Origin of the sequence: Streptomyces sp. NPDC005866 (assembly GCF_040629895.1) — a bacterium.
Taxonomy (GTDB): domain Bacteria; phylum Actinomycetota; class Actinomycetes; order Streptomycetales; family Streptomycetaceae; genus Streptomyces.
In genome coordinates this window covers 33,225-57,136 of sequence record NZ_JBEXWP010000027.1, presented here as the reverse complement: position 1 = coordinate 57,136, position 23,912 = coordinate 33,225, and the positions used below count along the sequence as shown (strand labels likewise).

Below are 23,912 nucleotides of genomic sequence, written 5' to 3'. Positions count from 1 at the left end.
GGCGCGGTGTAGTCCGCGTACGCCCCACTGTCGAGCGAGTACTCGGTCCTGGCCACCCCGGACTCCGCGTCCGAAGCCGACACCGTCACCGTCGCAACGTCGACATAGTTCCCCGAGGCATCCTTCGTCCCCGAGACCGAGGCCGACACCTGCGGCGGGGTGGTGTCCTGCGGCGGAGCCGCCACCACCGTGAACGACACCGACTTCACCGCCGATGTGTTACCGGCCTTGTCCGTGGCCCGGTACGACACCGAATGCTGACCCACACTGTTCACCTGCACCGGCGCGGTGTAGTCCGCGTAGGCCCCACTGTCGAGCGAGTACTCGGTCTTGGCCACGCCAGAACCGGAGTCGGAGGCCGACACCGTCACCGTCGCACTGTCGACGTAGTTCCCCGAGGCGTCCTTGGTCCCCGACACCGACGCCGACGTGTCCGGCGCGGTGGTGTCGTCCCCCGGACTCGCGGTGACGGTCAGTTCGCCCGACATGATGTGACCCGGCATCGCGCAGTAGTAGCGGTAGACGCCGGGAGTCAGAGTGACCTGGGCCGTGTGCCGGCCTCCGCTGGAATCCGATGGGCTCGCCTGGATGTTGAGGCTGACGTCGGTGTTGTAGTCGGGGTTGGAGGTGTCGAACGTCAGCGTGTGCGGCATCCCCGTTGTATTGCCGGTCGCCGCGCTGTTCTCGAACACGATCGTCGCCGGTCCGGCCACCGCAGTGGTGGGGGCGGACGTGTAGCCCATGTATCCGTCGCCGGCTGTCCAAGTGAGCACCTGGGTAGCGGCAGTGGAGTCGGCGCGGCTCCAGGCCGCGTACGCGGTCGGCGCGGCCAGCGCGAACGCCGTGACGAACAGGGCCCCCAGCACCAGGACCACCGAATGCGTGCGGCCCCGGCTCCGTGGCGCGGATCTGGAGGGAGGCGGATCCGTCTGGGTATGGAGCAGTCTTCTGAACACCGCTGCACCTTTCGCGAATCGCTTGTTGCGGTACCGCGTACGGATTCGCGGTCCCGCCGGGTGAACGACCAGCCGCCGGGACGACCGCGTCGGGGCCCGTCCGGCCGGGTGCCGCCCGGAGTTCGATCCGGGGCGGCGGTGGCGCTTTGTCCGTCAGCCTGACCGGCGCGCTGGACTCAGCGGGCCGATGAGGCGCTGGAAGTGATCACCGGGGCGGGACGACGGCGTCCGGCCGCAGTCACACACGAAGGAGCGGTGTCCGCTCCAACTCGTGCCGGAGTACTGACGCCACGGGCCCGCGCGCGTTGTTCACCCGCCTCCCCGGATTGCGGCAACGATGGGAAAGTACCGATCTTTTGACGACTCGCCAAGGTCTACGGCCGCAACCCGACCAACTTTGACCTGAGTCTGGAAAAACTGCGGGAGCGCGGTTACGGTAAGGCCGTTCCGAGGCGCAACCTGCCTCCCCGAGCCGAACCGGTCTCGGCCGTACCAGCACATCCGCCGGCCGGACGGCCCCCGACCGAAAACCGGTCTACCGACCTTCCCGGCGGCCCCCGCGGGGCCGAACGCCTGGCCCACCACCGCAAACCGCCGCGTCCGGATGCTGTGTTGCCCGGGGCGGCGCACCTGACGACCAGACAACGCCTTCAGGCACCCCACGCCTGTCGAGGATTGGAGAGCGATGACCGACTCAGGCGTAGGCTCGAGACGCCTCTTCTCCCGGCGATCATTCGCCACCGGGGTCGCGGCGGCGGCCGTCGTCCCCGCCGTGCTCAGCAGCACCGCCGCCGCGCCCATGGACAAGCCGGCCACGAAAGGCGGCGGCGGCGAGGTTCACAACCTGACGCTGTACATGGAGAAGCTGCCGAACGGGGAGATGGGCTACGGCCTCCAGCCCGGCCAGGCGACGATTCCCGGCCCGCTCATCGAGCTGACCGAGGGCGACACCATGAACATCGAGGTGGTCAACAACCTCGACGTCGCCGCCAGCCTCCATGTGCACGGCCTGGACTACGACGTTGCCAGCGACGGCACCAAGATGAACGACAGCGTCGTTCAGCCGGGCGACCGGCGCACCTACGTCTGGCGCACCCACGCCCCGGGCAAACGCCACGACGGGACGTGGGAGGCCGGAAGCGCCGGCTACTGGCACTATCACGACCACAACGTGGGCACCGAGCACGGCACCGGCGGGATCAAGAAGGGGCTGTTCGGCCCCGTGGTGGTGCGACGCAAGGGCGATGTGCTGCCCGACAAGCAGTTCACGGTCGTGTTCAACGACATGACCATCAACAACAAGGTCGCTCCCAACACCCCCACTTTCAAGGCCGTCCGCGGCGAGCGGGTGGAGTTCGTCGTGATCACCCACGGCGACTTCTTCCACACCTTCCACGTGCACGGCCACCGCTGGGTGGACAACCGCACCGGGATACTGGAGGGTCCGCAGGACGCCAGCCGGGTCATCGACACCAAGACCACCGGCCCCGCGGACTCCTTCGGGTTCCAGGTGATCGCCGGCGAACGGGTTGGCGCGGGCGCCTGGATGTACCACTGCCACGTACAGAGCCACTCGGACATGGGGATGTCCGGGGTCTTCCTGGTGACCGAGGCCGACGGCACGGTTCCCGGCGGCATGCCCTCCATGCCTGGCGGCGATATGCACGGCATGCCCGGCATGTGAGCCGAGCCGGCGCGCGTCCGTCGCCCCACCCCCGAAGCCACGCCGTCACACCTGACCGGACGGCCTGACGGCGTGTACCAACCTGCCGCCGGTCGGTCTCGGGCCGAGAGGACCCGGGTTGCCCCTGCCTTCACGGGCTCCGGCAACCCGGCCGTCCCCGGACGTCCTGATGGCCGGTCCGACCCCCTCGCCCGGCGCACATCGGGCGGAGCCGTGCGGCAGCCCTGCTCCACCCCCTGACCACTCTTCCGTTGTCGGATCGAGTCAAGGAGCAACAATGGGCCGAAGAGACCGGTTCGCCCTGTCACGACGAAGCGGAGCACCGCCGTCGCGCCCCGTGCGAACCCTCGACCATGCGCGGCCCTGGCGCCGCGCGGTCGTCCTGCTGTCCAGCTCGGCGCTGGCACTGGGGCTGGCCGCGCTGCCGGCCGTGCAGGCACAGGCGAAACCGCAATCCGAACCCGTCAAGGACCAGACTGCCGCCACCGACGCCTCGGTGAAGGTCCTGGTCTTCCACGGACCGGCCGACCAGCAGGACGACCCGGTCGCGGCCGCCACCTCGGCGGTCAAGGAACTGGGTCAGAAGAACGGCTTCTCCGTGGACGAGTCCGGCGATCCCGCCGTCTTCACCACAGACAGCCTGGCCCGCTACCGCGGCGTGGTGTTCCTGTCAGCCAAGGGCGTGTCCCTCACCTCCGACGAGGAGTCCGCGTTCCAGGCCTACGTCAAGGGCGGCGGCGGCTTCGTCGGCGTCCACGACGCCGCGCGCGCGGACGCCGGCTCCAGTTGGTTCACCGGCCTGATCGGCACGCGTCCGGCCACCAGCCTTTCCGCCTCCGAGAAGGTGGCGGAGGCCACGGCGAGCGACGAAAACCCGCCGAACGAGACGAAGGCCAAGCTGTTCGACGGCAGCAACTCCACCAAGTGGCTGACTCACCAGCCCACCGCCTGGGTCACGGCGAAGATGGACCACCCGGTCGCGGTGGCCCAGTACGCGCTGACGTCGGCCAACGACTATGCGGGCCGGGACCCCAAGGACTGGACCCTGCAGGGCTCGCAGGACGGGAACACCTGGAAGACGCTGGACACCCAGAGCGGCCAGAACTTCGCCGACCGCTTCCAGACCAAGCAGTACAAGTTCTCCAACACCACCGCCTACCCGTACTACCGGCTGAACGTCACCGCCAACTCCGGTGAGCCGCTGATGCAGTTGGCCGAGCTGCGGCTGTTCGGCGCCGACCCGGCGCCCGCGCCGGAGACCAAGGTGCAGCAGGCGGTCGTGGACGTCACCGATCGCCAGCACCCGGCGAACAAGGGCCTGCCGCTGAAGTGGACCCGGTCCGACCAGTGGATGAACTGGGACCCGAACCCCAACGGCAAGGTCCAGACGGTCGCCCAGGTCGAGGAGAACTCCTACGACCCCGGGCCGGCGGGCAACGGCGCGTTCCACCCGATCTCCTGGTGCCGGGACTACGACGGCGGCCGGTCGTTCTACACCGGCATGGGCCGCACCGAGGAGAGCTACACCTCGGACACCAAGTTCCAGAGCCACCTGCTCGGCGCCATCGAGTGGACGACCGGCATGGTCCGCGGCGACTGCCAGGCGACCATCGCGTCGAACTACTCGGTGGAACGGCTCACCGGCAATAACCAGGCGGGCCAGCTCGACCAGATAGGCGAGCCGCACGGTCTGACGATCGCGCCCGACGGCAAGGTCTTCTACATCGGCAAGGCGGCCTGCCCGAGCGGTCCGATCTCCGACTGGAACGACCCCAAGGTGGGTCTGGGCTGCGGCACGATCCACCAGTGGGACCCCCGGACCAAGCAGGTCAAGCTGCTCACCACGCTTGACGTGATGGGCAACCGGGGCAGCGGCAGCGAGCTGGTCAAGAACGAGGAGGGCCTGGTCGGCATCACCCTCGATCCCAAGTTCGAGCAGAACGGCTGGATCTACATCTACTGGATGCCGCACGAGTCGGTCGACCGGGACAAGCAGACGGGCCAGCGCACCGTCTCGCGCCTGACCTACGACTTCAATAACCAGTCGATCGACAAGAGCACCCGCAAGGACCTGCTCCACTGGACCGCCCAGATCCACAGCTGCTGCCACACGGGCGGCGGCATGACCTTCGACAACAATGGCAACCTCTACGTCGGCGTCGGTGACGACAACTCCTCGCAGGGAGCCGGGGCCGGCTACTCCGGGAACAACTGGACCCAGGACTACAAGGGCCTGTCCTTCCAGGACGCCCGCCGCACGGCCGGCAACACGAACGACCTCAACGGCAAGATCCTGCGGATCCACCCGGAACCGGACGGCACGTACACCATCCCCAAGGGCAACCTCTTCACCGGCAAGGAGGAAGGCGGCGGCAAGACCCGTCCGGAGATCTACGTCATGGGCGTCCGCAATATTGCGCGGATCGCCTGGGACAAGACCAACGACTGGCTGACCGCGGGCTGGGTCGGCCCCGACGCGCCGACGCCCGACCCGGAACTCGGCCCGGCCAAGTACGAGACCGCCACCATCATCACCTCCGCGGGCAACCAGGGCTGGCCGTACTGCATGGGCAACAAACAGCCGTACCGCGACCGCAGCAACACCGACGCCGGCGTGCTGACCGGTTGGTACGACTGCAACAACCTGAAGAACAACTCCCCTCGCAACACCGGTCTGGTGGACCTCCCGCCGGCCCGCAACAACATGATCTGGTACTCGCCGCAGGGCGGCGGCGTGGTCTACCCCAAGCGCAACGACGGCAGCGGGCTGCCCACGTACGCGCAGAGCGACGAGAAGTACACCGAGCCGTACCTCAAGGGCGGCGGCCAGGCCATCATGGACGGCCCCACCTATCACCGCTCGGAGGTCGACACCAACAGCGGTGTCGCCTGGCCCTCGTACTGGGACAACAAGTGGTTCATCGGTGACGAGTCCAACGCCAACAACCGTGTCGCGATCACCGTCGACCCGGCGGGCGTCAAGGACCAGGCCCCGCCGGCCTTCGGCGAGGACCTGCGCCAGATCCTCCCCGGCGGCATCGGGGACAGCAAGATCCAGAGCTGGATGGACGCCAAGTTCGGCCCGGACGGCGCGCTCTACATGCTCGACTACGCCGGCGGCTTCTTCAGCCTCGACCCGAACCAGAAGCTGGTCCGCGTCGCCTACCACGGGGGACCGGCCACGCCGAACCCGAGCGACGCCGCGGGTCGCGCCGTCGCCCAGAGCAAGCCCCGCACGATCCAGTTCTCGGCGGCGAAGGCGGGCGGCGTCGCCTGGGAGTGGGACTTCGGTGACGGCAGCCAGCCGTCGCACGAGGCCAACCCCACCCATACCTACGCCTCCTACGGCACCTACCACGCCACCCTGAAGGTGACCTACGCCAACGGCGAGCAGTCCACCGGGAAGATCAACGTGACGGCGGGCTGCACGGCGCCCGACGCCCGTGCCAACGTCTGGCTGCTCGACAGCGACACCGGCGTGGCCAACCACCAGGTCGGCGGCGGCTGCACGGTCAACGACCTGATCGACGACGAGAGCGCCTGGCCGAACCACGGCGCGTTCGTCAGCTACCTCAACGGCCTGGTGCACCAGTTCCGCAAGGACGGTGTGCTCGACAACCACGAGGCGGCGACGATCAGCAAGGAAGGCGCCAAGTCGCCCATCGGCAAGACATCCGGGTACAAGTCCCTCTTCGACGGATCCGCGTCGAGTCTGGCCGGGTGGAGCCAAGCGGGCGCAGGGCAGTTCTCGCTCCTGCCGGACGGCACCCTGCACAGCTCCGGCGGCATGGGAATGCTGTGGTACAGCAAGCAGGAGTTCAAGGACTACTCGATCCGCCTGCAGTTCCGGGATGTCGCTCCGGAAGGCCACGCGGCCAACAGTGGTGTCTTCGTGAGATTCCCCGATCCGCGGACTCCGCTGGACAAGCGGCCTGAGGGCTGCAGCACGACGGGAGCGGCCCGCACCGCCCCGGAGTGGGTGGCGATCTACTGCGGCAACGAAATCCAGATCTACGACGGGGACACCGGCGAGCCCCAGAAGACCGGTTCGGTCTACAACTTCGATCCGAACGACCTGGCCCATGCGAGGGTCACCCCGAAGGGCCAGTGGAACGACTACGAGATCCGGATCGTCGGCCAGCACTACACGATCAGCCGAAACGGCGTGGTGATCAAGGAGTTCGACAACACGCCCGGCAAGTCGTCGTCGCGTGCGGGCGATCCGCCCACGGATCTGCGCCAGTTCTTCAGCGGCTACGTGGGTCTGCAGAACCACAGTGACAACGACCTGATCGAGTTCCGCAACATCCGGGTGCGGGACCTGTAGCAAGGAGCGATCGGCGCCGGGCTCGGGGCGACTGTCCCGGGCCCGGCTCTGCGCCGGCCGGCGTACACCCACTTGGCCGCGACGGGACCTCCCCGGTCGTCCTCCAGCACCGGATTGAACGGTTCAATGCAGCAGAAGTTTCCGTGTAGAGCACATCAAACCCGGACCATGCAGCGGAGCCACCCTTGACCCCGTGCACTCGAAGAGTTACCCAAGTCACTTGAAACGTTATGGCGATTTGACAGACTCCGCGGTCGGTCACGGGTTCTGGCCTCCGATCAGGGCGGTGGCCTCCCCCGCGTTCCCTGGCGGCCGCACGCGGAAAAGGAGGACGGAAGTGTCCACGCTCAGCTACGAGACAGACCGTCGGCCCCCCAACAACGCCGGACTGCACAGAGACGAGGTGCACCTGCTCTCGCTTCTGGCAACCGGCCTGCCCGTCGAGTCCGTCGCCCGGCGGCTCAACGTCTGCCCCCGCACAGTGCGGCGACGTTGCCGAGGTGTGTGCGACAAGATAGGCGTCAGCAGCGTCATCGAGGCCGTCGCCTGGGCGGCGCGACGCAGACTGATCTGACCTCCCGCGAGGGCTGTTGAAGTCCAAGCAAGCGCCACATGCGTTCGCGCCCTGCCGCGCCCCTCGAGGGATGCGGCAGGGCGCGAAGACGTCCGGCCGAGCACGGGTGGGGCGCGACCGTGCCCCGGAAGGGTGCCGCGGACGGACAACCGAGGGTCAGTTCACAAGGCTGCCGTAGGCCAGTTCACTGGCCAGCACGGCGGCACCGACGACCCCGGCGCGGGCGCCCAGCTCGGACAGCACGATCGGCAGGTCGCCGGTGGCCAGGGGCAGCGACCGCTGGTAGACGACACTGCGCAGCTCCGCCAGCAGGATGTGCCCGAGATCGGCGAGGTCGCCGCCGATGACGATCATGGACGGGTTCATGAAGCTCACCAGCCCGGCCAGCACCTGGCCGACCTGCCGTCCGCCTGCCCGGACAATACCGATGCAGACGGCGTCACCGGCAGTCGCGCCGTCGGCGACGTCGCGGGCGGTGAGGGAGCCCTTCGCCTCCAGCAGCTCCGCCAGCAGCAGGGACTGGCCGCCGGCCGCGGCGGACTCGGCGTGGCGCGCAAGCGCCTCCTGGCTGAAGTGGGCCTCCAGGCAGCCCACGTTTCCGCATGAGCAGACCGGGCCGTCCGCGTCGACCTGGATGTGGCCGATGTCGCCGGCGCAGCCCGCGGCACCACGGTAGATGCGGCCGTCGATCTGTACTCCGCAGCCGATACCGCTGCCGATCTTGACGAAGATCAGGTTGTCGACGGTCCGGGCGACTCCGCTGTGCTGCTCGCCCAGGGTCATCACATTGACGTCGTTGTCGACGGCGACGGGGCAGCCGTGCTCACCGGAGAGCACGTCGCGGACCGGATGGCGGTCCCATCCCGGCATGATCGGCGGGGAAACGGGGACCCCCTCGCGGAAGCTCACCGGGCCGGGCAGACCGATCCCGATGGCGTCCAGCTGCCTGAAGTGGCCCTGTGCGCGGATCTTTTCCAGAATCTGCGTCACCCGTCCCAGCACGTTCACCGGACCGGTACGGATGTCGCAGTGCTCTCTGTACGACGCCACCGCCTGCAGGCAGCCGTCGGTGACTTCGACGCCGACCGAGCGGGTGTCCAGGTCGATCGCCGCGAAGCGTAGGCCGGGGTCCAGTTGCACGAGCGTGGAGCGGCGTCCGCGGCGGGCGTCGGCAGGCCCCGCCTGCACGACCCTCCCCGACGCCACCAGGTTTTCGAGCTCGGCCAGCAGGCGCGGACGCGGCACCTGGAGCCGGCCCGCCAACTGGGCGCGGGACTGCGGCCCGTGGTCTCGCAGCAGAGTGAGCAGGTTGTACTGGATGCCCACTTTGCTCACCTCCTGGTGGCAGGCACTGCTCGCCGGCCGGTGACGTCGTCGGCGGCAGCGGACGGAAGGGGCATGAGAAGCGTCCACCCCGTTCCGCCGCTCCCGCCGGCACTGGCAGGGGAGCGGGAAACGGGGTGATGGCGATGCGTCAGGAAAGCAGGTCGGCGAGCGCGGTGTAACTGCGCTGCGCGGCGCCCAGCGAGCCGGGCGGGTCGGGCTGGGTGCCGGGGGCGCTGTCCTGCTCCCAGATGCCGTGGTGGTTGCCGAAGGGACCGATCGCGTGGATGAACCGCTGGTAGCGCATGTCGCCGGCGCCGAACTCGGTCATGTCGTAGCCGTCAGCGGCGTTGGGGTCGGACTTGCCGTCCTTCATGTGGAAAAGCGTGTACCGGTAGGGGTGCTTGCGCACGTACGCGGCGGGGTCGAAGCCGGGGTAGCGGAACTGGCCGACGAAGGCCCAGTAGACGTCCATCTCGAGGTAGACGTGGGCGGCGTCGGTGTTCTCCATGAAGACGTCGTACAGACGTACTTCCGGCTGGTCCTGGGCGAAGGCGAACTCGGCCCAGTGGTTGTGCTGGTAGAGCTTGAGCCCACGCGCCGTCGCAGCCTGGCCCCAGCCGTTGAAGTCCTCCGCGGCCGCCTGGTATGCGGCAACCGTGGGGGTGTCCGAGGGGGCGTTCGGGGTCCCGATGTTAGGCATGCCCAGGATCTCGGCGTTGTCGAGCTCCTGCTGCAGGTTGCTGCGGAAGGCCCCGAGGCCGATGTGGCTGCCGATGGCTCGCAGGCCGTTGTCGTCGAGCAGCGTGCGGATCTCCTGCAGGGTGATCTGCCGGCCGAGGATGGAGGGGTTCTGGGTGTAGCCGGCGAACTCGACCTCCTTGTAGCCCATGCGCGACAGTTCCTCGAAGACGACGCGGAAGCCGAGGTCGTAGACCTTGTCGCGGACGCTGTAGAGCTGGATGCCGATGGCGTCCTTGGGAATGGTCAGGCTGGCGCCTCGGCGCGAGGCGTCCGGGGCGAGCGTCTGGGCGGCCGCGGGAAGCGCGCCCGCGACGGACGCCGCACCGAGGGCCACGGTGCCGGCGGCTGCCGCACGCAGAAAGCCTCTTCGGTCGAAGTCAGGTGTGAACTGACGCATCATCACTCCTTCGTTGTGGAGCCCCGAGCCGCGGCGAGGCCGGGGCGAGGGCCGACAGGGGAAGACGTACTCGCCCGGTCTTGGGGGCGGGTCGGTCGTCCGGGGCGTTCGTCGGCCGGAACGCCTGGAGGTGGGCGGGCGGTGTGCGGAACTGGCTGCGGGACGAGTGCTGTCGCGCTTGGTAGCGAGGGCGGCGCGGCCGCCGCCGCGCGGCTCCCCTGCGGACCGCCCGATCGCAACAAGTCGACCTCGACGAACCCAGGACGATGAACGCCTGGGACCGTCGATAGTTGACCACGAACCGCCGGTACTTTTCACCAGATGAGCAAAAGATGTGGCCACTTCAGGTCATGAAAAGCGGCTACCGAGCAGTACATCCTTGACAGTCCATCCCCATCGAGCCCACGCTCATGACGCTTCAACAGGGGGCGGCGAACCCCTCCGAGCCTTCTCTTCACGTCCCGCTCCGGACTCGCGCGGCCACACCACTGCTGGGTCCGCAGTCCGACCACGCCCGACGTCAGTTGCCGGCGGCGTGCACACCGGGACCACCTGTCCCCTCCACCGCGAACCGGCAGACGCCGGCCCGGGCCTCCGAACCCGGCCCCGGCACCCCGCGCGACGCGACCGCTAGCGCGATGTCCAACGCATCGCCCCAAGAGAGGTAGGCAGTACGTGCGTACACCAGTCAGCCGACTACTCACCGTCACGTTGAGCGCAGCGCTCAGCGTGGGGGTCGCGGTGGCCGGATCGTCGTTCGCGCAGGCGCGGATCCAGGCGTCCGACAGAACGGCCGCGCCCGCCGTCGCCACGTCCGACTTCCAGCAGGTCACCCTCGCCAAGGGACCGGACCAGGTGGGCGAGCCCATGGGACTCGCCGTGCTGCCCGACGGCAGCGCACTGCACAGCTCCCGGGACGGAACCGTCTATCTCACCAGCCTCGACGGCATCACCACCGTGGCGGCCAAGGTGTCGGTCTACACCCATGACGAGGACGGGTTGCAGACCATCGCGCTCGACCCGCACTTCGCCAAGAACCACTGGGTCTACGCGTACTACGCGCCGAGGCTCGACACCCCCATGACCGACGCCCCGGAGAACGGCACAGCCGCCGACTTCGCGCCGTACAAGGGATACAACCAGCTGTCCCGGTTCACCCTCACCGACGGCAAGCTGGACCCGTCGAGCGAGAAGAAGATCATGCGGGTCGACACCGACCGGGGCCAGTGCTGCCACGTCGCGGGCGACATGCACTTCGACGGCAGCGGCAACCTGCTGCTGAGCACCGGCGACGACTCCAACCCGTTCGCCTCCGACGGCTACGCCCCCATCGACCGGCGCCCGGACCGCAACCCCGTCTTCGACAACGAGCGCTCCACGGCCAACACCAACGACCTGCGCGGCAAGCTGCTTCGGATAAAGGTGCACAACGACGGCACCTACACGGTCCCGGCCGGGAACCTGTTCCCGAAGGGCACTGCGAAGACCCGTCCCGAGATCTACGCGATGGGCTTCCGCAACCCCTTCCGGTTCAACGTCGACAAGAAGACCGGCGTCATCTACCTGGCCGACTACGGCCCGGACGCCGGCAGCGCGAACCCCAAACGCGGGCCGGAGAATACCGTCGAGTTCAACCGGATCACCCGGCCCGGCTTCTTCGGATGGCCGTACTGCATCGGCAACAACACGCCGTACGTCCAGTACGACTTCGCCACCGGGCAATCCGGGCAGCCCTTCGACTGTGCCCACCCGGTGAACGACGCTCCCTTGAACACCGGCCTGAAGGCCCTGCCACCGGCCCAGCCGGCCTGGATCTGGAACCACTACGCGGGCAACCCACTCTTCCCCCAACTCGGTGGGGAGGGCGCGCCGATGGGCGGCCCCGTGTACAACTACGACTCGACGCTGAAGTCCCAGGTCAAGTTCCCCCAGAGCTATGACGGGAAGTTCTTCGCCTACGAGTTCGGCGCCCACTGGATCAAGCCGATCTCCTCGGACAGCAGCGGAAAGATCCAGTCGATCGACACCTTGACCAACGGCAGCGACTGGGCCCACCTGGTCGAGCCGATCGACACCGAGTTCGGCCCGGACGGCTCGCTGTACGTGCTCGACTACGGCAGCGCGTGGTTCGGCGGCTCCCTGGACGCCGGGCTCTACAAGATCGAGTACGCGCCGGGCAACAAGGCGCCGACCGCGGTGATCAAGACGGACACCACGTCGGGCAAGAACCCGCTGACGGTCAAGTTCGACGGCACCGGCTCGAACGACCCCGAGAACGACGCGCTCACCTACGCGTGGGACTTCGACAACGACGGCAAGACCGACTCGACGAGTGCCGCCCCGTCGTTCACCTACACCACGAACGGCCAGTACCACGCCAAGCTCACGGTCAGCGACCCGAACGGCCGTACAGGTGTCGCCGCCGTCCTGGTCACGGTGGGCAACTCCGCGCCGGTCCTGTCGTTCTCCCAGCCGCCGAACGGGCTGACGTTCATGGACGGTGACCAGGTCGCGTGGAAGATCGACGCGACCGACCCGGACGGCACCCCGGTGGACTGCTCCAAGGTCCAGGTCAGCTATTCGCTCGGCCATGACATGCACTCCCACAACCTCTCGCAGACCACGGGGTGCAGCGGTACGTTCACCATGACCACGGCGGGCCACACCGACGCCGACGACTTCTACGCCATCCTGTCCGCGAGCTACACCGACTCCTCCCCGACCGCCGGGGTGCCGGCCCTCACCGGCACGACGCAGATCGTCCTGCAGCCCAAGGGCCGGCAGGCGGAGTTCTACCGCACGCAGTCCGGCGTGCACACGAGCTCCGACGCCAACGCCCAGGGCAACGAGGCGGTCACGTCGATCAACAACGGTGACTGGATCGAGTTCGACCCGTACGACCTCCAGGGTGTGAGCAAGATCGACTTCCGGGCCGCGTCGAGCGGTGCCGGTGGCACCATCGAGGTCCACACCGACGCGCCCGACGGCCCGCTGGCCGGCACGGCGACGGTCGGCGGCACCTCCGGTGCCTACACGACGGTCAGCGCACCGGTGACCGACCCGGGCGGGACGCACAAGCTGTACTTCGTCTTCAAGGGCGGCAGCGGCGACCTGTTCAGCCTGGACTCCTTCACCATGAGCTGACACGGCAGCAGCCCACGCCCGCCCCGCCGGACCGTCACCGACGGCCCGGCGGGGCGGTTCGTGTTCCAGGGAATGCCGCCGGGGAGCGCTCGGCCGCCCGGCGGGCGGGTGATCAGCACGCCTCGCAGAACCTCACCGGCGGTGCACGCTGACGGCACAGCCGCCACCGTCGTAGGGGCCTGCGTCCCAGGCAGCGAAGCGGTAGACGAAGGTGAGCCCGGCCGCCGCGCAGCAGTCGTCGTAATGCGGCAGGGTGACCTGCTGTGCATCGTGGAGGCGGGCGAGGGCGCGCACCTTGCGGTCATCGCGCAGCAGAGCGCTGACCCGGGCGTCGTGGGTCGCTCCTGGCCGACGTGATGGCACGGACGGCGGTGGAGACTCTCCTGGAACACCTCCCCGACCTCGTACTGGCCGTCGAAGCCGGGGAGTTGACGTGGCGCCCGTCCATCTGGATGCGTGGTCTGACCTCGCTTCCGGTGCAGTTCACTCCGCAGGTGCAGTAACCGTGCCCTCGGCGGTCCGGACAGGATTCCCGGGCCCGCGGAGGCAGCGATTCAGCGCGGCCGCATCATGCGGCGGAGGACGGCGTGAAGTTCACCGGCAGCGCCTGCGGGCCGCGGGTGAACACGCCCCGCTCGACCGGATCGAATCCGTCGGCGAGGCGCAGGTCGGGCATGGCGTCGAGCAGCTGGTTCACGCCCACCTCGACCTCGGCCTTGGCCAGCAGGGCGCCTACGCAGAAGTGCCGGCCGAGCGCGAAGGAGAGGTGGTCGGCGGCGGCCGAGAACGCCGAGGTCGTGGTGAGGTCGTCGCGGAAGAGGTCGAACGTGTCAGGGTCGCGGTAGCGCTGCTCGTCCCGGTTGGCGGCGCCGATGAGGCAGGTGACGGTGGCGCCGGCCGGGATGGTGCCACCGGTGAGCTCGACCTCGGTCGCCGACTGCCGCATGATCATGTGGACCGGCGGGGTGTAGCGGAGGGTCTCCGCGAAGGCGGCGGGGATCAGGCTCCGGTCCGAGCGGACCGCCGCCAACTGGTCGGGGTTCACCAGCAAGTTCGCCAGGATGCTGGCTATCGCCTTGTCGGTGGTCTCTCCGCCGGCCGCCAGCAGCAGGCTGCAGAAGGCCTTGATGTCCTCGTCGCTCATGCGGACGCCGTCCACCTCGGCGGCGCACAGCGCGGACAGCAGGTCGTCGCCCAGGTTGTCGCGCCGCTCACGGATGATCGGAATCATGTACTCGGCGAACTCCGCCCGGGTGCGCTCGCCAGCGGCGGCCACCTCCTTGTCGCCCGAGAGGTTGCCGAGGAAGGCGATGACGGCCGTGTACCAGCCGTGGAACCGGACGTGGTCCGCCTTGTCCAGGGCCAGCATGTCCGCGATGACGTTGACCGGAAAACGGGTTGCGTAGTCACCGACGATGTCGGCGGATCCAGTGTGCCGGAAGGCGTCGATGAGCTCGCGCGAGTTGCGCTCAATGACCGGCAGGAACTTCTCCTGCAGGTCGCTGCCGCGGAACGCGGGGGCGACGAGAGCCCGGCGCACCGCATGTTCACGGCCGCTGAGCTGCAGGATCGTCTTGCCGTGGACCGGCTCGAGTTGCCAGTCGTAGTTGTCGGTGGTGAACTCGGCCTGCTTGTCCTTGAAGACGCGTTCGACGTCCTCATAGCGGGAGATTATCCAGCTCTTGGTGGCCTCGTGCCAGATCAGGGGCATTTCCTCCCGCATCACCGCGTAGGCGGGGTAGGGATCCGCGGCGAACTCGGGCGAAAGGATGTCGGGAAGAGCCTGGGCAGCGGACACGGAGCTCCTTGGATAGATGCCTGCCGTAGATGCCAGGTTATTGATCTTTCGACCTCTCAAACAGACGATTCCCGGCAGAAGTTGACCCATGCATCAACTGCCATCGAATGCGCAAGCTCAACCGTTACGGCGCCGAAGTTCTGGCCGTCTGTGCAGGCCGGCAGACCGGAGGAGAAGCCGAGGGTGACTGATGCGAATGCTGCTGGAAGAGACCGCCGTCCAGCTGTCCCGTAGCCCCGCCGCCCACGACGACAAGCAGATCGTGTCCCGGCGGGCGGCGCCCGCCGGGGCATCTCGCGGTGGGGGCGTGGGATGCCGCTGCCGGCTGCGGATGCGGTGTTCACCGGAATGGGTCTTGTTTGCCACATTCGCGATCTTGCACGCTCAGCATGCCCGTTCCCGTACCGAGGAGGATCGCGTGCCAAGCGAAGTGGACATTCTGGCGCCGCCGCGGGCTGTCGCCACGGACCTTTCCCGGTGGGTGGCCGAGCTCGACGATGCGCTGCCGGTGAAGTCGGAGGGCTCCAACCTGCTGCCGATGCGGGGGTGTTCCGGCGCCGCCGGGAGCGCGTTCGCCACGATGGCGTCGTCCACGGCAACGAAGATCGACAACCGTCACGAGACGTTACCGAGAAGGGTTCAGTCGCCGAATGTCGAGCCTTTCGAGGCCGCCTACCCCAAGGCCGTGTGAGGTCGCTTCAATCGCAACGCTGATGGAACCACTATCCGCGACCCTGTGGGCAGTCGCTCGCGGACGGGTGCCGGCCCCCTTCGCCGGAGCGAGGAATACCGCGTCCCCACCGACGAGCCGCAGCCGGCGGTCTCTGCTGGGTGAACAACGGCCAACGCGCCTGGCTGGCTCGGCCGTTGTTCACCGATCGCGCAGAAATCAGCGCGGCTGGTACGGCTTGGGAAGGCGCATGCCGCGGTCGGCCATGATCTGCCTCAGGTGGTTGGGGTAGTTGGTGATGATGCCGTCGATGCCCATGTCCATCAGCGCCTCGACGGTGGCCGGGTCGTCGCAGGTCCAGGGGACGACCTTGAGGCCACGGGCGTGGGCCTCGTCGATCATCGCCCGGTCGGAGTAGAAGCGGAAGCCCGGGTCGCCGACCTTGCCGCTCTGCGGGAAGCCGTAGTTGGGGGAGAGCGCCTTGACTCCGGGAATGGCGGCGGCCGCCTTCACGAAGTCGCCGTCGTAGTCGTCCGCGTCGATCCCACCGAGCCACGGGGAGGTGCCGGGTTGGCCGACCTGGAGGAAGTCGTAGTTGGTGAGCGCCACCAGGGGCCACCTGGGGGCGAGCTTGTGCATCGCCTTCAGGGCGCCCCAGTCGAAGGACTGGATGGTGACCTGGTCCTCGATGCCGGAGGCGTGGATCTCCTCGTACACCCGGCGTACGAACAGCTCGCGCGGCGCGGTCTGTTCCGGCGCGCCCGCCTCGACCTTCGTCTCGATGTTCAGGGTGACCTGATGGGCGTGGTAGCTCTTGACCAGGTTCAGGACGTCCTTGAGCTCGGCCATCCGGAAGCCCTTGATCACCTCCTGCTCGGGGAAGCCCGGCAGCTGCTGGTAGCCGCAGTCCATCGTCTTGATCTGAGCCAGCGTCAGGTCCTTGATGTACTTGCCGACGTACGGGAACATCGGGTCGCCCGGCGTCACCGGCGCCGTGTCCTGGCACTTCTGGGCGCTGACCTGCCGGTCGTGGTTGACGACGACCTTCCGGTCCTTGGTGATCTGGGTGTCCAGCTCCAGGGTGGAGACCCCGAGCCGCATCGCCTTGGCGAATCCCTCCAAGGACTCCTCCGTCGTCATGCCGATGCCGCCACGGTGGGCCTGCAGGTCGAAGTGGGTCTTCTGGCTCTGCACACCGGGGCCGTCGGCGGTCGTCGCGTGTGCGGCCGCCGGGAACGCGAACGCGGGCACCAGGGCCAGGCCGGCGAGGACATGTCTTGCGGACGCGGACATCGAAACCTCACTCGTATGGGTTGGGGCGCGCGAAGACGCTAGTCCGGCTCCGGGCGTGCTCAACTGCCTGGACATGATGGGGGTGTGAACGCTGGAGAAACCGCGTTCGCTGATCGGCCGACAACGTTGTCCGACCACACGGCCGCGGGCTTGACCGTCGGCCGTCGCGAAACCCTCCCGGACCGAGCGGCAGCCCGCAGCGGCAGTGACGGCACCGGTCGCCTGACACCCGCGGTACGCGGGCCTCGGCCTGGCGGGTCCAAGCGCGGTCGCACCGCTGGACCCGCCAGGCCGAGGCCGCGGGCAGGCGACGCGGCGACTGTCGTACATGTGGAACAACAGCGCATCCATGGGAGGACCGAAGATGGCTGGCAACGGAACGCTCCCCCGCAACGAATGGAAGGCCGCGCTGGACCGGATCACCGAGGAGCACACGGGCGAACACATCACCATCGAACTGCTGGACCCGGAGGTCGGGCACCAGTACGAGGCCGAGCGGTTGCCCTTCGCGTACCTCGACTACGACCCGAAGGACGACACGGCGATCGTGGCCGTCGGCGGGAAGTCGGCACGCTACCCCGTGGTACTGAGGCACATGATTGCCCACCCCACGGAGGTCGACGTCGCGACCCATGACATTCCCGAACCGGCCGTCCGGATCGTCGGCTCGGACGGCACCGCGACACTGATCACCTTCTTCAAGGCCGGGTCGTGATCCATGCCGAGTGCTGATCCACCGGGCCAGCTGTGCGCGGGCCGGACGGGTCGGGCCCCGCCATGGCGCCTCGTACGCTTGGCACGAGGTCGTCCGGCGTGGCCTGACCGACCTGCTCGACGCCGAACGAACGCGGCGTGCAGCTGGTCCACCGTGTCCGATTCCAGCTCGGCGACCAGACAGTACGGGAAGCCACCGCGGACGGCGACCAGGTCGCGGCCGACCGTGTAGCGGCGCAGCCCCGGCAGGCGGCGTGCGAACGGGATGTGGGTGTCGCGGTAATGCCGGTCGAATGTCGCGGTGTCGCGGGGTCGGCGGGTGTCTCGTATAGGGCGATGAAGCGGGCGGTCATCGGGCGGCCCTGCGGTGGCGGGTGAGGACGGCGGCACCGACCTGCTCGGCAGCCAGACACTCCAGCTCGGCGTGGCGGCTGCCGGCCGGGAAGAGCCGTCGGCCGGTTCCGAGGAGGGTGGGGAAGGTCAGCAGCCGGTACTCGTCGACCATTTCGGCGGCCCTCAGCCGGTCCACGACGCTGAGGCTCCCGGTGACGACCACGTCCCGCGGCTCGCGCTTGACGGCGTCGACCAGGTCGCCGTCAAGGACCTGGGAGTTCGCCCACGCCGACGTGTCGGTGTGGGGCAGGGTGCGGGAGGCGACCAGCTTCGGCACAGCGTTCATCCGTGCGGCGAACGGGTCGTCGCGGCCAGGCCACAGCCTCGAGAACAACTGCCAGGTGGCGCGACCGAGCAGCAGCACCCCGTCGTCCAGCGTGCGGCCGAGCCGGAACTTGTCCCCGGCGACCGCCTCCGGGCCGTGCCGGAATGCCCAGCCGCCCAGCGGCGTGCCCGCGGACCCGTCCGGGTCGGACACGATCCCGTCCAGGGTGATGAACTCGATGACGATGACGCTCACGATGAGGCTCCTTCGGTTCGGTGCTCACCGGTATGTACCAGTCACGTAGCCCGGACTCATCGCTCCCGGCGGAACTGGTCGGCGGGAATCTCGCGCGGCAGCTCGAAGGCGTCGAAGACGCGCGGATCGGCGAACACGACGTTGTGCGCGACCCGGCCGTCGGTGACCGTGAAGACCTGCAGGGTGTGCAGACGGTGCCCGCCGCCGGGCTCCGGCGCGTACGCGGCGAGCGCGGGCTGCCCGTTGGCGCTCGAAGTCCACCGGATCATGATGCCGCACACCAGTCTGACGCCCCCGAGACGGAGCTTCCGCGGGATCCGCCAGGGCTAGGGCCTGCTGCGAGGGATGAACGGGGCTGTCCGCGGGGCCGCGCGGGAATCGGGCGGGAGAGCTCACTGGCGGTACACCGGTGGCCCGGTGTCACCGAGTGGCATATGCATGGGATAACAAATCAGCGAAAAAGGGAGAGCGGTGCGATGACCTCAGGCGACGAAGCGATCACCTGTCCGTTCGACTTCAGTGAGGGCTTGGAGTTCGATCCCTCCCTGGCGGCGCTCATGGACCGTGATTCCATCGCCCGGATTCGGCTGCCGTACGGTGACGCCGATGCCTGGCTGGTGACCGGGTTCGAGGGGGTGCAGCAGGTAACCACTGATCAGCGGTTCAGCCGGGCGGGGATCGTGGGATCCGACTTCCCGCGGCTGACGCCGGAGCCCATCATCTCCGCCGAGTCGATCAATGTGATGGACCCGCCGCACAGCAGCCGCCTGCGGCACCTGGCGTCGCAGGCGTTCACCCAGCGGCGGGTGGACGGGATGCGAGGGAGGATCACCCGGCTTGCGGACGAACTGCTCGACGAGATGGCCGAGCAGGGACCGCCGGCGGATCTCGTAGGCCATCTGTCGAACCCTCTTCCCCAGCACACCGTTTTCGACCTTTTCGGCATTCCCCGGGACGACTGGGGCCGGACGCAGCAGAACCTGCAGCGACTGCTCGCCACTGGCCCGGACAACCGCGAGCCCGCCGCAGCGGCCAAGGCCGAGTTGCGGGAGTACTTCGGCGCGCTGGTCGAGCAGCGGCGGCGTTCTCCGGGGAAGGACCTGATCAGCGCGTTGGCGGCCGCGAAGGACGGCGAGGACGTGCTCGACGACCAGGAAGTGGTCGTCATGGCGCTGACGCTGACGCTCAGCGGGCAGGACACGGCCACCTGTCAGATCAGCGACATCTGCTACCTCCTTCTGACCCGCCCCGAGCTGATGAAGCGCCTGAGCAGTCGGCCGGAGGACCTCACGGACGTCCTGAACGAACTGCTCCGCGTCATCCCCTTCCGCAAGGGTGTCGGTATCCCCCGGGTGGCACGGGAGGACGTGGAGATGGGCGGGGTGCGGATCCGAAAGGGTGACTTCGTCCATGTGTCGTACCTGACGGCGAACCGCGACCCGGAGCGGTACCCGGATCCGGACTCCATCGACCCGGACCGGCCCTCTGTTCCGCACATGACCTTCGGCTGGGGCGGACACCGGTGCATCGCCGTGCCGCTGGCCATGGCGGAGCTGGAAGTGGCTGTCGGGCGGCTGCTGGAGCGGTTTCCGGAGTTGCGGCTGGCGGTACCGCCGGAGGAAGTGCGCTGGGACACGGAGACGATCCGGCGCTTCCCGATCGAGTTGCCCGTTGCCTGGTAGGGGCTGAGTCCCCGCGGACCCGCCGGTGTTCCGTCGCGGTGGACGCCACGACGGAACACCGGGAGCCGACCAATCGGGGGCTCAGGAGACGTTGACTGCGGTGTCGTCGACGACGAAGGAGGTCTGGCTGGTGTAGTCCTCGGTGCCGGTGAACTTCAGCGTGACGTTCTGACCAGCGAAGCTGGAGAGGCTGAAGGACTTCTGGACGTATCCGCCGGCCGCGTTGAGATTGGAGTACGTCGCCAGCGTGGTCGAGTTCGCCTGGACGGTGAGCTTGTCATAGGCGGTGGTGGTGCTGGTCTCGGCGGTGTCGATGTGCAGGTAGAGGGAGAGGGTCGCTGTGCAGCCGGCCGGGATGGTCACCGACTGAGACAGGGTGTCGGTGTGGGTGGAGCCGTAGCCGTCCAGCCAGGCGTCCCAACTGCCGGTGTGCGCGGGCTCGGTCGAGTTGTTGCTGATGACGCCGGAACCCGTGGTCCACGGTGCGGCGGTGCCGGCCTCGAAACCCGGGTTGCCGATCAGCTGGGCGGGAGTGCAGTTGCCGCCACCCGTGGGATTCACCGTCCAGGTGAAGGACGTGCTGCCGGAGGGGCCGGTGCTGTCGTGCGCGGTGACCGTGGCGCTGTACGTGCCGGCCGTCGTGGGCGTACCCGAGATCACCCCGCTGTTGGAGTTCTCCGACAGACCGGGCGGCAGGCCGGTCGCCGAATAACTCAGCGTCCCGCCCGCGGTGTCCGTCGCGGAAATGGGCAGCGAGACCGCCGTACCGACCGTGCCGGTCCGGCTGCCGGGGTTGGTGACCGTGACGCTGCCGCCCGTGCCGGTACCGAACTGCACGTCCAGCACGCTGTGCAGTTCGACGGCGTTGGGGGCGACCCCGGTCTGGCCGTGCTTGAAGTCGAAGAAGCCCACGCCGGTGAGGGTGACGGGCACGTTCGCCGTCTGGAAGCTGCCGGTAGCCATGTACTTGGCGTTGAACTCGCCGCGCGCCTTCTGGATGCTGGACAACAGCGGGCTGCCGGCGCCGACGCACGCCGGGTCCGGGATCTCGCCGATCATCGTGTGCCCGGAGCCGTCGCTGAGGACCAGGTGGTAGTCCGAGTCGGCTTCGAGCTTGTACTGCGTCAGTGTCGCCTGAAGTCGGTAGACGGTGGTCTCCGTCGGCTTCACCCGGTTGTTGGCCGGGAGCGACGACGGGGCGGGGAGTGCGTCGAGGGACGCGATCGTGGTCGAGGTCGTGGACTGCAGGTTGATCGACCCGGCATCGGCGTCGGTGCCGGTCTTCACCGACCATCGCTCCACACCGCAACTTCCGGTGAGGGCCGCGGTCTTGGCGACCACATCCTCGTGTTCCTCGGCGTCGGGAGTCGAGTGATAGCGCGCTCCGGCGCTACTGCTGGTGGCGGTCATGGCCAGTACCGTCGCGAGCGTGGCCGCCAGGGCGGCCGCCAGGTAAATCCACCATCTGTTCTTTTTGAGCACGGAGATACTCCCGGAGGTGCGGGGGCGGTCCGGCAGCCCAGGGCCGCGGAACTCGGGGGCCGCCGGTGGGCATCCTGTGAGCGTGCTGTGCGTGGTGGGACTGCCATGAAGTGTGATGAGCCGCTGGTTGACGCGCATAGACCCATCACGTAAACAACTGGCCGCGTACGGTCAAGAATTGGCCAGCGTGCGGCCTGATCCGGGGCGGGACCGGCGCAGCGGCCCAGCAATCCCACCAGCGACGCCATTCGCTCTGCCTGGGAAGCGCGGTGCCACGGCTCGACGTCTGCCCCAGTCCAAGCGCACGGTCCAGGACTCCTGGAAGGATGAGGTCCAGGCGGCGCCGGCAGATGACGCCGCCGCCGAGAGCGAGGAAGGCTTCGTGGAGGTCGTCGCGGATTTCTCAGCGGGTGCGCAGGCGGCGGAGCCAGTGCAGAAGTACGAAGGCGGCCCTGACGACCCTGCGATGGAAGCCCAGGCCGGAGCCGTGCTCGGTCCCGCGGCAGGCGATGGGCGGGCGGATGCCCAGGTCGCGTAGGAGGCGACGGTAGGTGTCATGGTCGTAGCCGCGGTCGGCGTAGAGCACGTCGGGGCGTCGGCGGGGACGCCGCGCTTGCTTTTCGCGATCCGCTCGGGCAGGAAGGGCGCCCTGATCGTACTGACCGGGTACATGGCCAAGGAGTTGAGCCCGCGGGGTATCCGCGTCGACTCCGTCGCTCCCGGCGCCCCCTCACCCGCTTCGCCGACAGTCCCTTCGAGCGGCACCCAAAGATCATCCCTGACCTGGCACGCACCTTCGCCCTCGGGCGGTCCCGGAGGCCGCCTCGGGTTCCGGCTCTCCGGGCAGCCGAACATCCGGTGGGCGGCCGACTCTGCCGGTCTGCCGAAATGACATGACACCGGGGCCCGGCGGCGTCGGGCGGACCTTGTCCGCAAGGCGCCGCCGGGGCCCGGCCGGCAGGCAGGGCCCGCCGTCGTACCTGGACGGGTCAGGCGGTGTGCAGCGTCAGGCCGTACCGGCCGAGGATCTCATTGACGGGCTGGAACCAGGTCTCTCCCCCGCTGCTGCAGTTGCCCCAGCCGCCGGAGGTGACCCCCTGCGCCTGGTCGCCGCTGATGAACGAGCCGCCGGAGTCACCGGGTTCGGCGCACACGTTCGTCTTGGTGAGCTCGTGCACCGCGCCCTGGCTGTAGTTGACGGTCTCGTTCTGGGCGAGGACCGTGCCGCAGTGCCAGTGCGTCGTCGATCCCGAGCGGCAGATGGAGGCACCTACGGGTGCCACGGCCGAGCCCCGCACCAGCTGGTCGGAGACGGTGCCCCAGCCGAGCACGACCGGAACCGTCCACCAGCCGCTGCCCACGTTGACCCAGGCGTAGTCGTTGTCCGGGAACGAGGAGCCCTGGAAGTTGCCGATGTAGCTGCCGTCCCAGCCGCTGACGCCGGCGCCGGGCTGTGCGCAGTGCCCGGCGGTGACGAACCCGCCGTACACGGAGAAGCCGATGGAGCAGCGGACGTTGCCGGTGTAGTACGGGTCGCCGCCGACTGTTCCGGCGGCGAGGGTCTTCGGCGCGCCGGGGGTCTCCTTGACCACGACGGGGCCGGCTGTTCGGGCGCGGGCGAGGAACTTCTGGACATCGTTGTCAGCCAGCTCGCCGCCGGCGACGTTGACGACCACCGTGCTCGCCTTCGGGTCGACGTGCCAGCTGCTGACGCCCGCCGGTGCGGGGAGCCTGTCGAGCCGTGCCCGGGTGGCGTCGAGTCGTCGCGCGCTGTGCGCGACGGTACTGACGGTCGCGCCCGTGGCTCGTACCGCCTGTCGGGTCGCGGCGGACGCGTCCGGGGTGACGCCGACGGTGAGTTTGCCGCGGGCGGCGTCGAACCAGGAACCGCCGAAGGAGGTTCCCGCCGCCCGGCGGGCCTTGGGTTCCGCGGTGGTGGCCCGCTGTTCGGCGGCCAGTCGTGCCTCGGCCTCGGCCTTGGAGAGATGCAGGTCCCGCTGCATCGCCGAGAGGAGACCGGCCGAGGCGGGCGCCGCGGTGGTTCGGGCGGGGGTCGGGGAGTCGTCGGCGGAAGCGGGCACGGTCGCGGCGGTGGCGCCCGCGCCGAGCATGAGCAGCACGGCCAGGCCGGCATGCGTGAGTCTGGTGCGTCTCATGGGGGTTGCCCTTCGTCGTTCCAACTGGGGTGGGGGTGGAACAGCAGAGCTGTGA

Annotated in this window: 15 protein-coding genes and 6 pseudogenes; 9 read left to right on the top strand and 12 right to left on the bottom strand. The window is 68.7% G+C overall.

The window, feature by feature from the left end:
- The coding region (locus tag ABZ396_RS32275) for a plastocyanin/azurin family copper-binding protein (RefSeq protein ID WP_359186515.1) at nt 1–866 on the bottom strand (866 nt) is incomplete at its 3' end.
- Between the two features lie 775 nt (nt 867–1,641).
- On the opposite strand from ABZ396_RS32275, the gene ABZ396_RS32270 reads away from it, so the two are divergent.
- The 3 genes from ABZ396_RS32270 (at nt 1,642) to ABZ396_RS32260 (ending at nt 7,541) form a co-directional block, all read left to right on the top strand.
- Complete coding sequence (locus ABZ396_RS32270; RefSeq protein WP_358918435.1) at nt 1,642–2,640, top strand: multicopper oxidase domain-containing protein; 999 nt, start codon at nt 1,642–1,644, stop codon at nt 2,638–2,640.
- Between the two features lie 337 nt (nt 2,641–2,977).
- On the top strand, nt 2,978–6,967 hold the full coding sequence (locus tag ABZ396_RS32265; protein ID WP_358918436.1) for a ThuA domain-containing protein: 3,990 nt from the start codon (nt 2,978–2,980) through the stop codon (nt 6,965–6,967).
- Between the two features lie 337 nt (nt 6,968–7,304).
- Nucleotides 7,305–7,541, top strand: coding sequence for a LuxR C-terminal-related transcriptional regulator (locus ABZ396_RS32260; protein ID WP_358918438.1), 237 nt, complete (start codon nt 7,305–7,307; stop codon nt 7,539–7,541).
- A gap of 156 nt (nt 7,542–7,697) precedes the next feature.
- Here the strand turns inward: ABZ396_RS32260 and ABZ396_RS32255 are convergent, their stop codons facing one another.
- Nucleotides 7,698–8,867: an ROK family transcriptional regulator gene (locus ABZ396_RS32255; protein WP_358918440.1), complete on the bottom strand. Its 1,170-nt coding sequence runs from the start codon at nt 8,865–8,867 to the stop codon at nt 7,698–7,700.
- Between the two features lie 148 nt (nt 8,868–9,015).
- The gene (locus ABZ396_RS32250; RefSeq protein WP_358918441.1) at nt 9,016–10,005 is read right to left on the bottom strand and encodes a sugar phosphate isomerase/epimerase; all 990 of its coding nucleotides are present in this window, start codon (nt 10,003–10,005) and stop codon (nt 9,016–9,018) included.
- A gap of 675 nt (nt 10,006–10,680) precedes the next feature.
- Here ABZ396_RS32250 and ABZ396_RS32245 point away from each other — a divergent pair.
- Nucleotides 10,681–13,149 (top strand): PQQ-dependent sugar dehydrogenase, encoded by a 2,469-nt coding sequence (locus ABZ396_RS32245; RefSeq protein WP_358918443.1) that lies wholly within the window; start codon nt 10,681–10,683, stop codon nt 13,147–13,149.
- Between the two features lie 132 nt (nt 13,150–13,281).
- Here ABZ396_RS32245 and ABZ396_RS32240 read toward each other — a convergent pair.
- A pseudogene (locus tag ABZ396_RS32240) lies at nt 13,282–13,407 on the bottom strand (SAM-dependent methyltransferase); the annotation flags it as partial.
- Here ABZ396_RS32240 and ABZ396_RS32235 point away from each other — a divergent pair.
- Nucleotides 13,402–13,488 (top strand): annotated as a pseudogene (locus tag ABZ396_RS32235) (roadblock/LC7 domain-containing protein); the annotation flags it as partial. The pseudogenes ABZ396_RS32240 and ABZ396_RS32235 sit on opposite strands and share 6 nt — an antisense overlap.
- Before the next feature lie 2 nt (nt 13,489–13,490).
- Nucleotides 13,491–13,652 (top strand): annotated as a pseudogene (locus ABZ396_RS32230) (cytochrome P450); the annotation flags it as partial.
- Nucleotides 13,653–13,717: 65 nt separating this feature from the next.
- Here the strand turns inward: ABZ396_RS32230 and ABZ396_RS32225 are convergent.
- Nucleotides 13,718–14,947, bottom strand: coding sequence for a cytochrome P450 (locus ABZ396_RS32225; protein ID WP_358918444.1), 1,230 nt, complete (start codon nt 14,945–14,947; stop codon nt 13,718–13,720).
- A gap of 196 nt (nt 14,948–15,143) precedes the next feature.
- On the opposite strand from ABZ396_RS32225, the gene ABZ396_RS32220 reads away from it, so the two are divergent.
- Nucleotides 15,144–15,638 carry a hypothetical protein gene (locus ABZ396_RS32220; protein ID WP_358918446.1) on the top strand — a complete coding sequence of 165 codons (495 nt, stop codon included), beginning with the start codon at nt 15,144–15,146 and terminating at the stop codon, nt 15,636–15,638.
- 198 nt (nt 15,639–15,836) lie between these two features.
- Here the strand turns inward: ABZ396_RS32220 and ABZ396_RS32215 are convergent, their stop codons facing one another.
- Complete coding sequence (locus tag ABZ396_RS32215; RefSeq protein ID WP_358918448.1) at nt 15,837–16,910, bottom strand: glycerophosphodiester phosphodiesterase family protein; 1,074 nt, start codon at nt 16,908–16,910, stop codon at nt 15,837–15,839.
- Nucleotides 16,911–17,274: 364 nt separating this feature from the next.
- Between ABZ396_RS32215 and ABZ396_RS32210 the strand changes: the two genes are divergently transcribed.
- Nucleotides 17,275–17,625, top strand: a complete 351-nt coding sequence (locus tag ABZ396_RS32210; RefSeq protein WP_358918450.1) for a DUF5335 family protein — start codon at nt 17,275–17,277, stop codon at nt 17,623–17,625.
- Between the two features lie 188 nt (nt 17,626–17,813).
- Here ABZ396_RS32210 and ABZ396_RS32205 read toward each other — a convergent pair.
- The 3 genes and pseudogenes from ABZ396_RS32205 to ABZ396_RS32195 all read right to left on the bottom strand — a co-directional run.
- Nucleotides 17,814–18,014 (bottom strand): annotated as a pseudogene (locus ABZ396_RS32205) (EthD family reductase); the annotation flags it as partial.
- A complete protein-coding gene (locus tag ABZ396_RS32200) occupies nt 17,974–18,537 on the bottom strand; it encodes a dihydrofolate reductase family protein (RefSeq protein WP_358918452.1) in 564 nt (187 codons plus the stop codon). The pseudogene ABZ396_RS32205 and the gene ABZ396_RS32200, both read right to left, overlap by 41 nt.
- A gap of 56 nt (nt 18,538–18,593) precedes the next feature.
- A complete protein-coding gene (locus ABZ396_RS32195) occupies nt 18,594–18,806 on the bottom strand; it encodes a hypothetical protein (protein WP_358918454.1) in 213 nt (70 codons plus the stop codon).
- Between the two features lie 207 nt (nt 18,807–19,013).
- Here ABZ396_RS32195 and ABZ396_RS32190 point away from each other — a divergent pair, with 207 nt between their 5' ends.
- Nucleotides 19,014–20,219 carry a cytochrome P450 gene (locus ABZ396_RS32190; RefSeq protein WP_358918455.1) on the top strand — a complete coding sequence of 402 codons (1,206 nt, stop codon included), beginning with the start codon at nt 19,014–19,016 and terminating at the stop codon, nt 20,217–20,219.
- An 81-nt stretch (nt 20,220–20,300) separates the two neighbouring features.
- Here ABZ396_RS32190 and ABZ396_RS32185 read toward each other — a convergent pair.
- From ABZ396_RS32185 to ABZ396_RS32175, 3 genes and pseudogenes are all read right to left on the bottom strand, one after another.
- Nucleotides 20,301–21,047 (bottom strand): annotated as a pseudogene (locus tag ABZ396_RS32185) (putative Ig domain-containing protein); the annotation flags it as partial.
- A gap of 1,060 nt (nt 21,048–22,107) precedes the next feature.
- Nucleotides 22,108–22,308 (bottom strand): annotated as a pseudogene (locus tag ABZ396_RS32180) (IS5/IS1182 family transposase); the annotation flags it as partial.
- A gap of 382 nt (nt 22,309–22,690) precedes the next feature.
- Nucleotides 22,691–23,857, bottom strand: coding sequence for a S1 family peptidase (locus ABZ396_RS32175; RefSeq protein WP_358918457.1), 1,167 nt, complete (start codon nt 23,855–23,857; stop codon nt 22,691–22,693).
- Nucleotides 23,858–23,912: the final 55 nt, after the last annotated feature.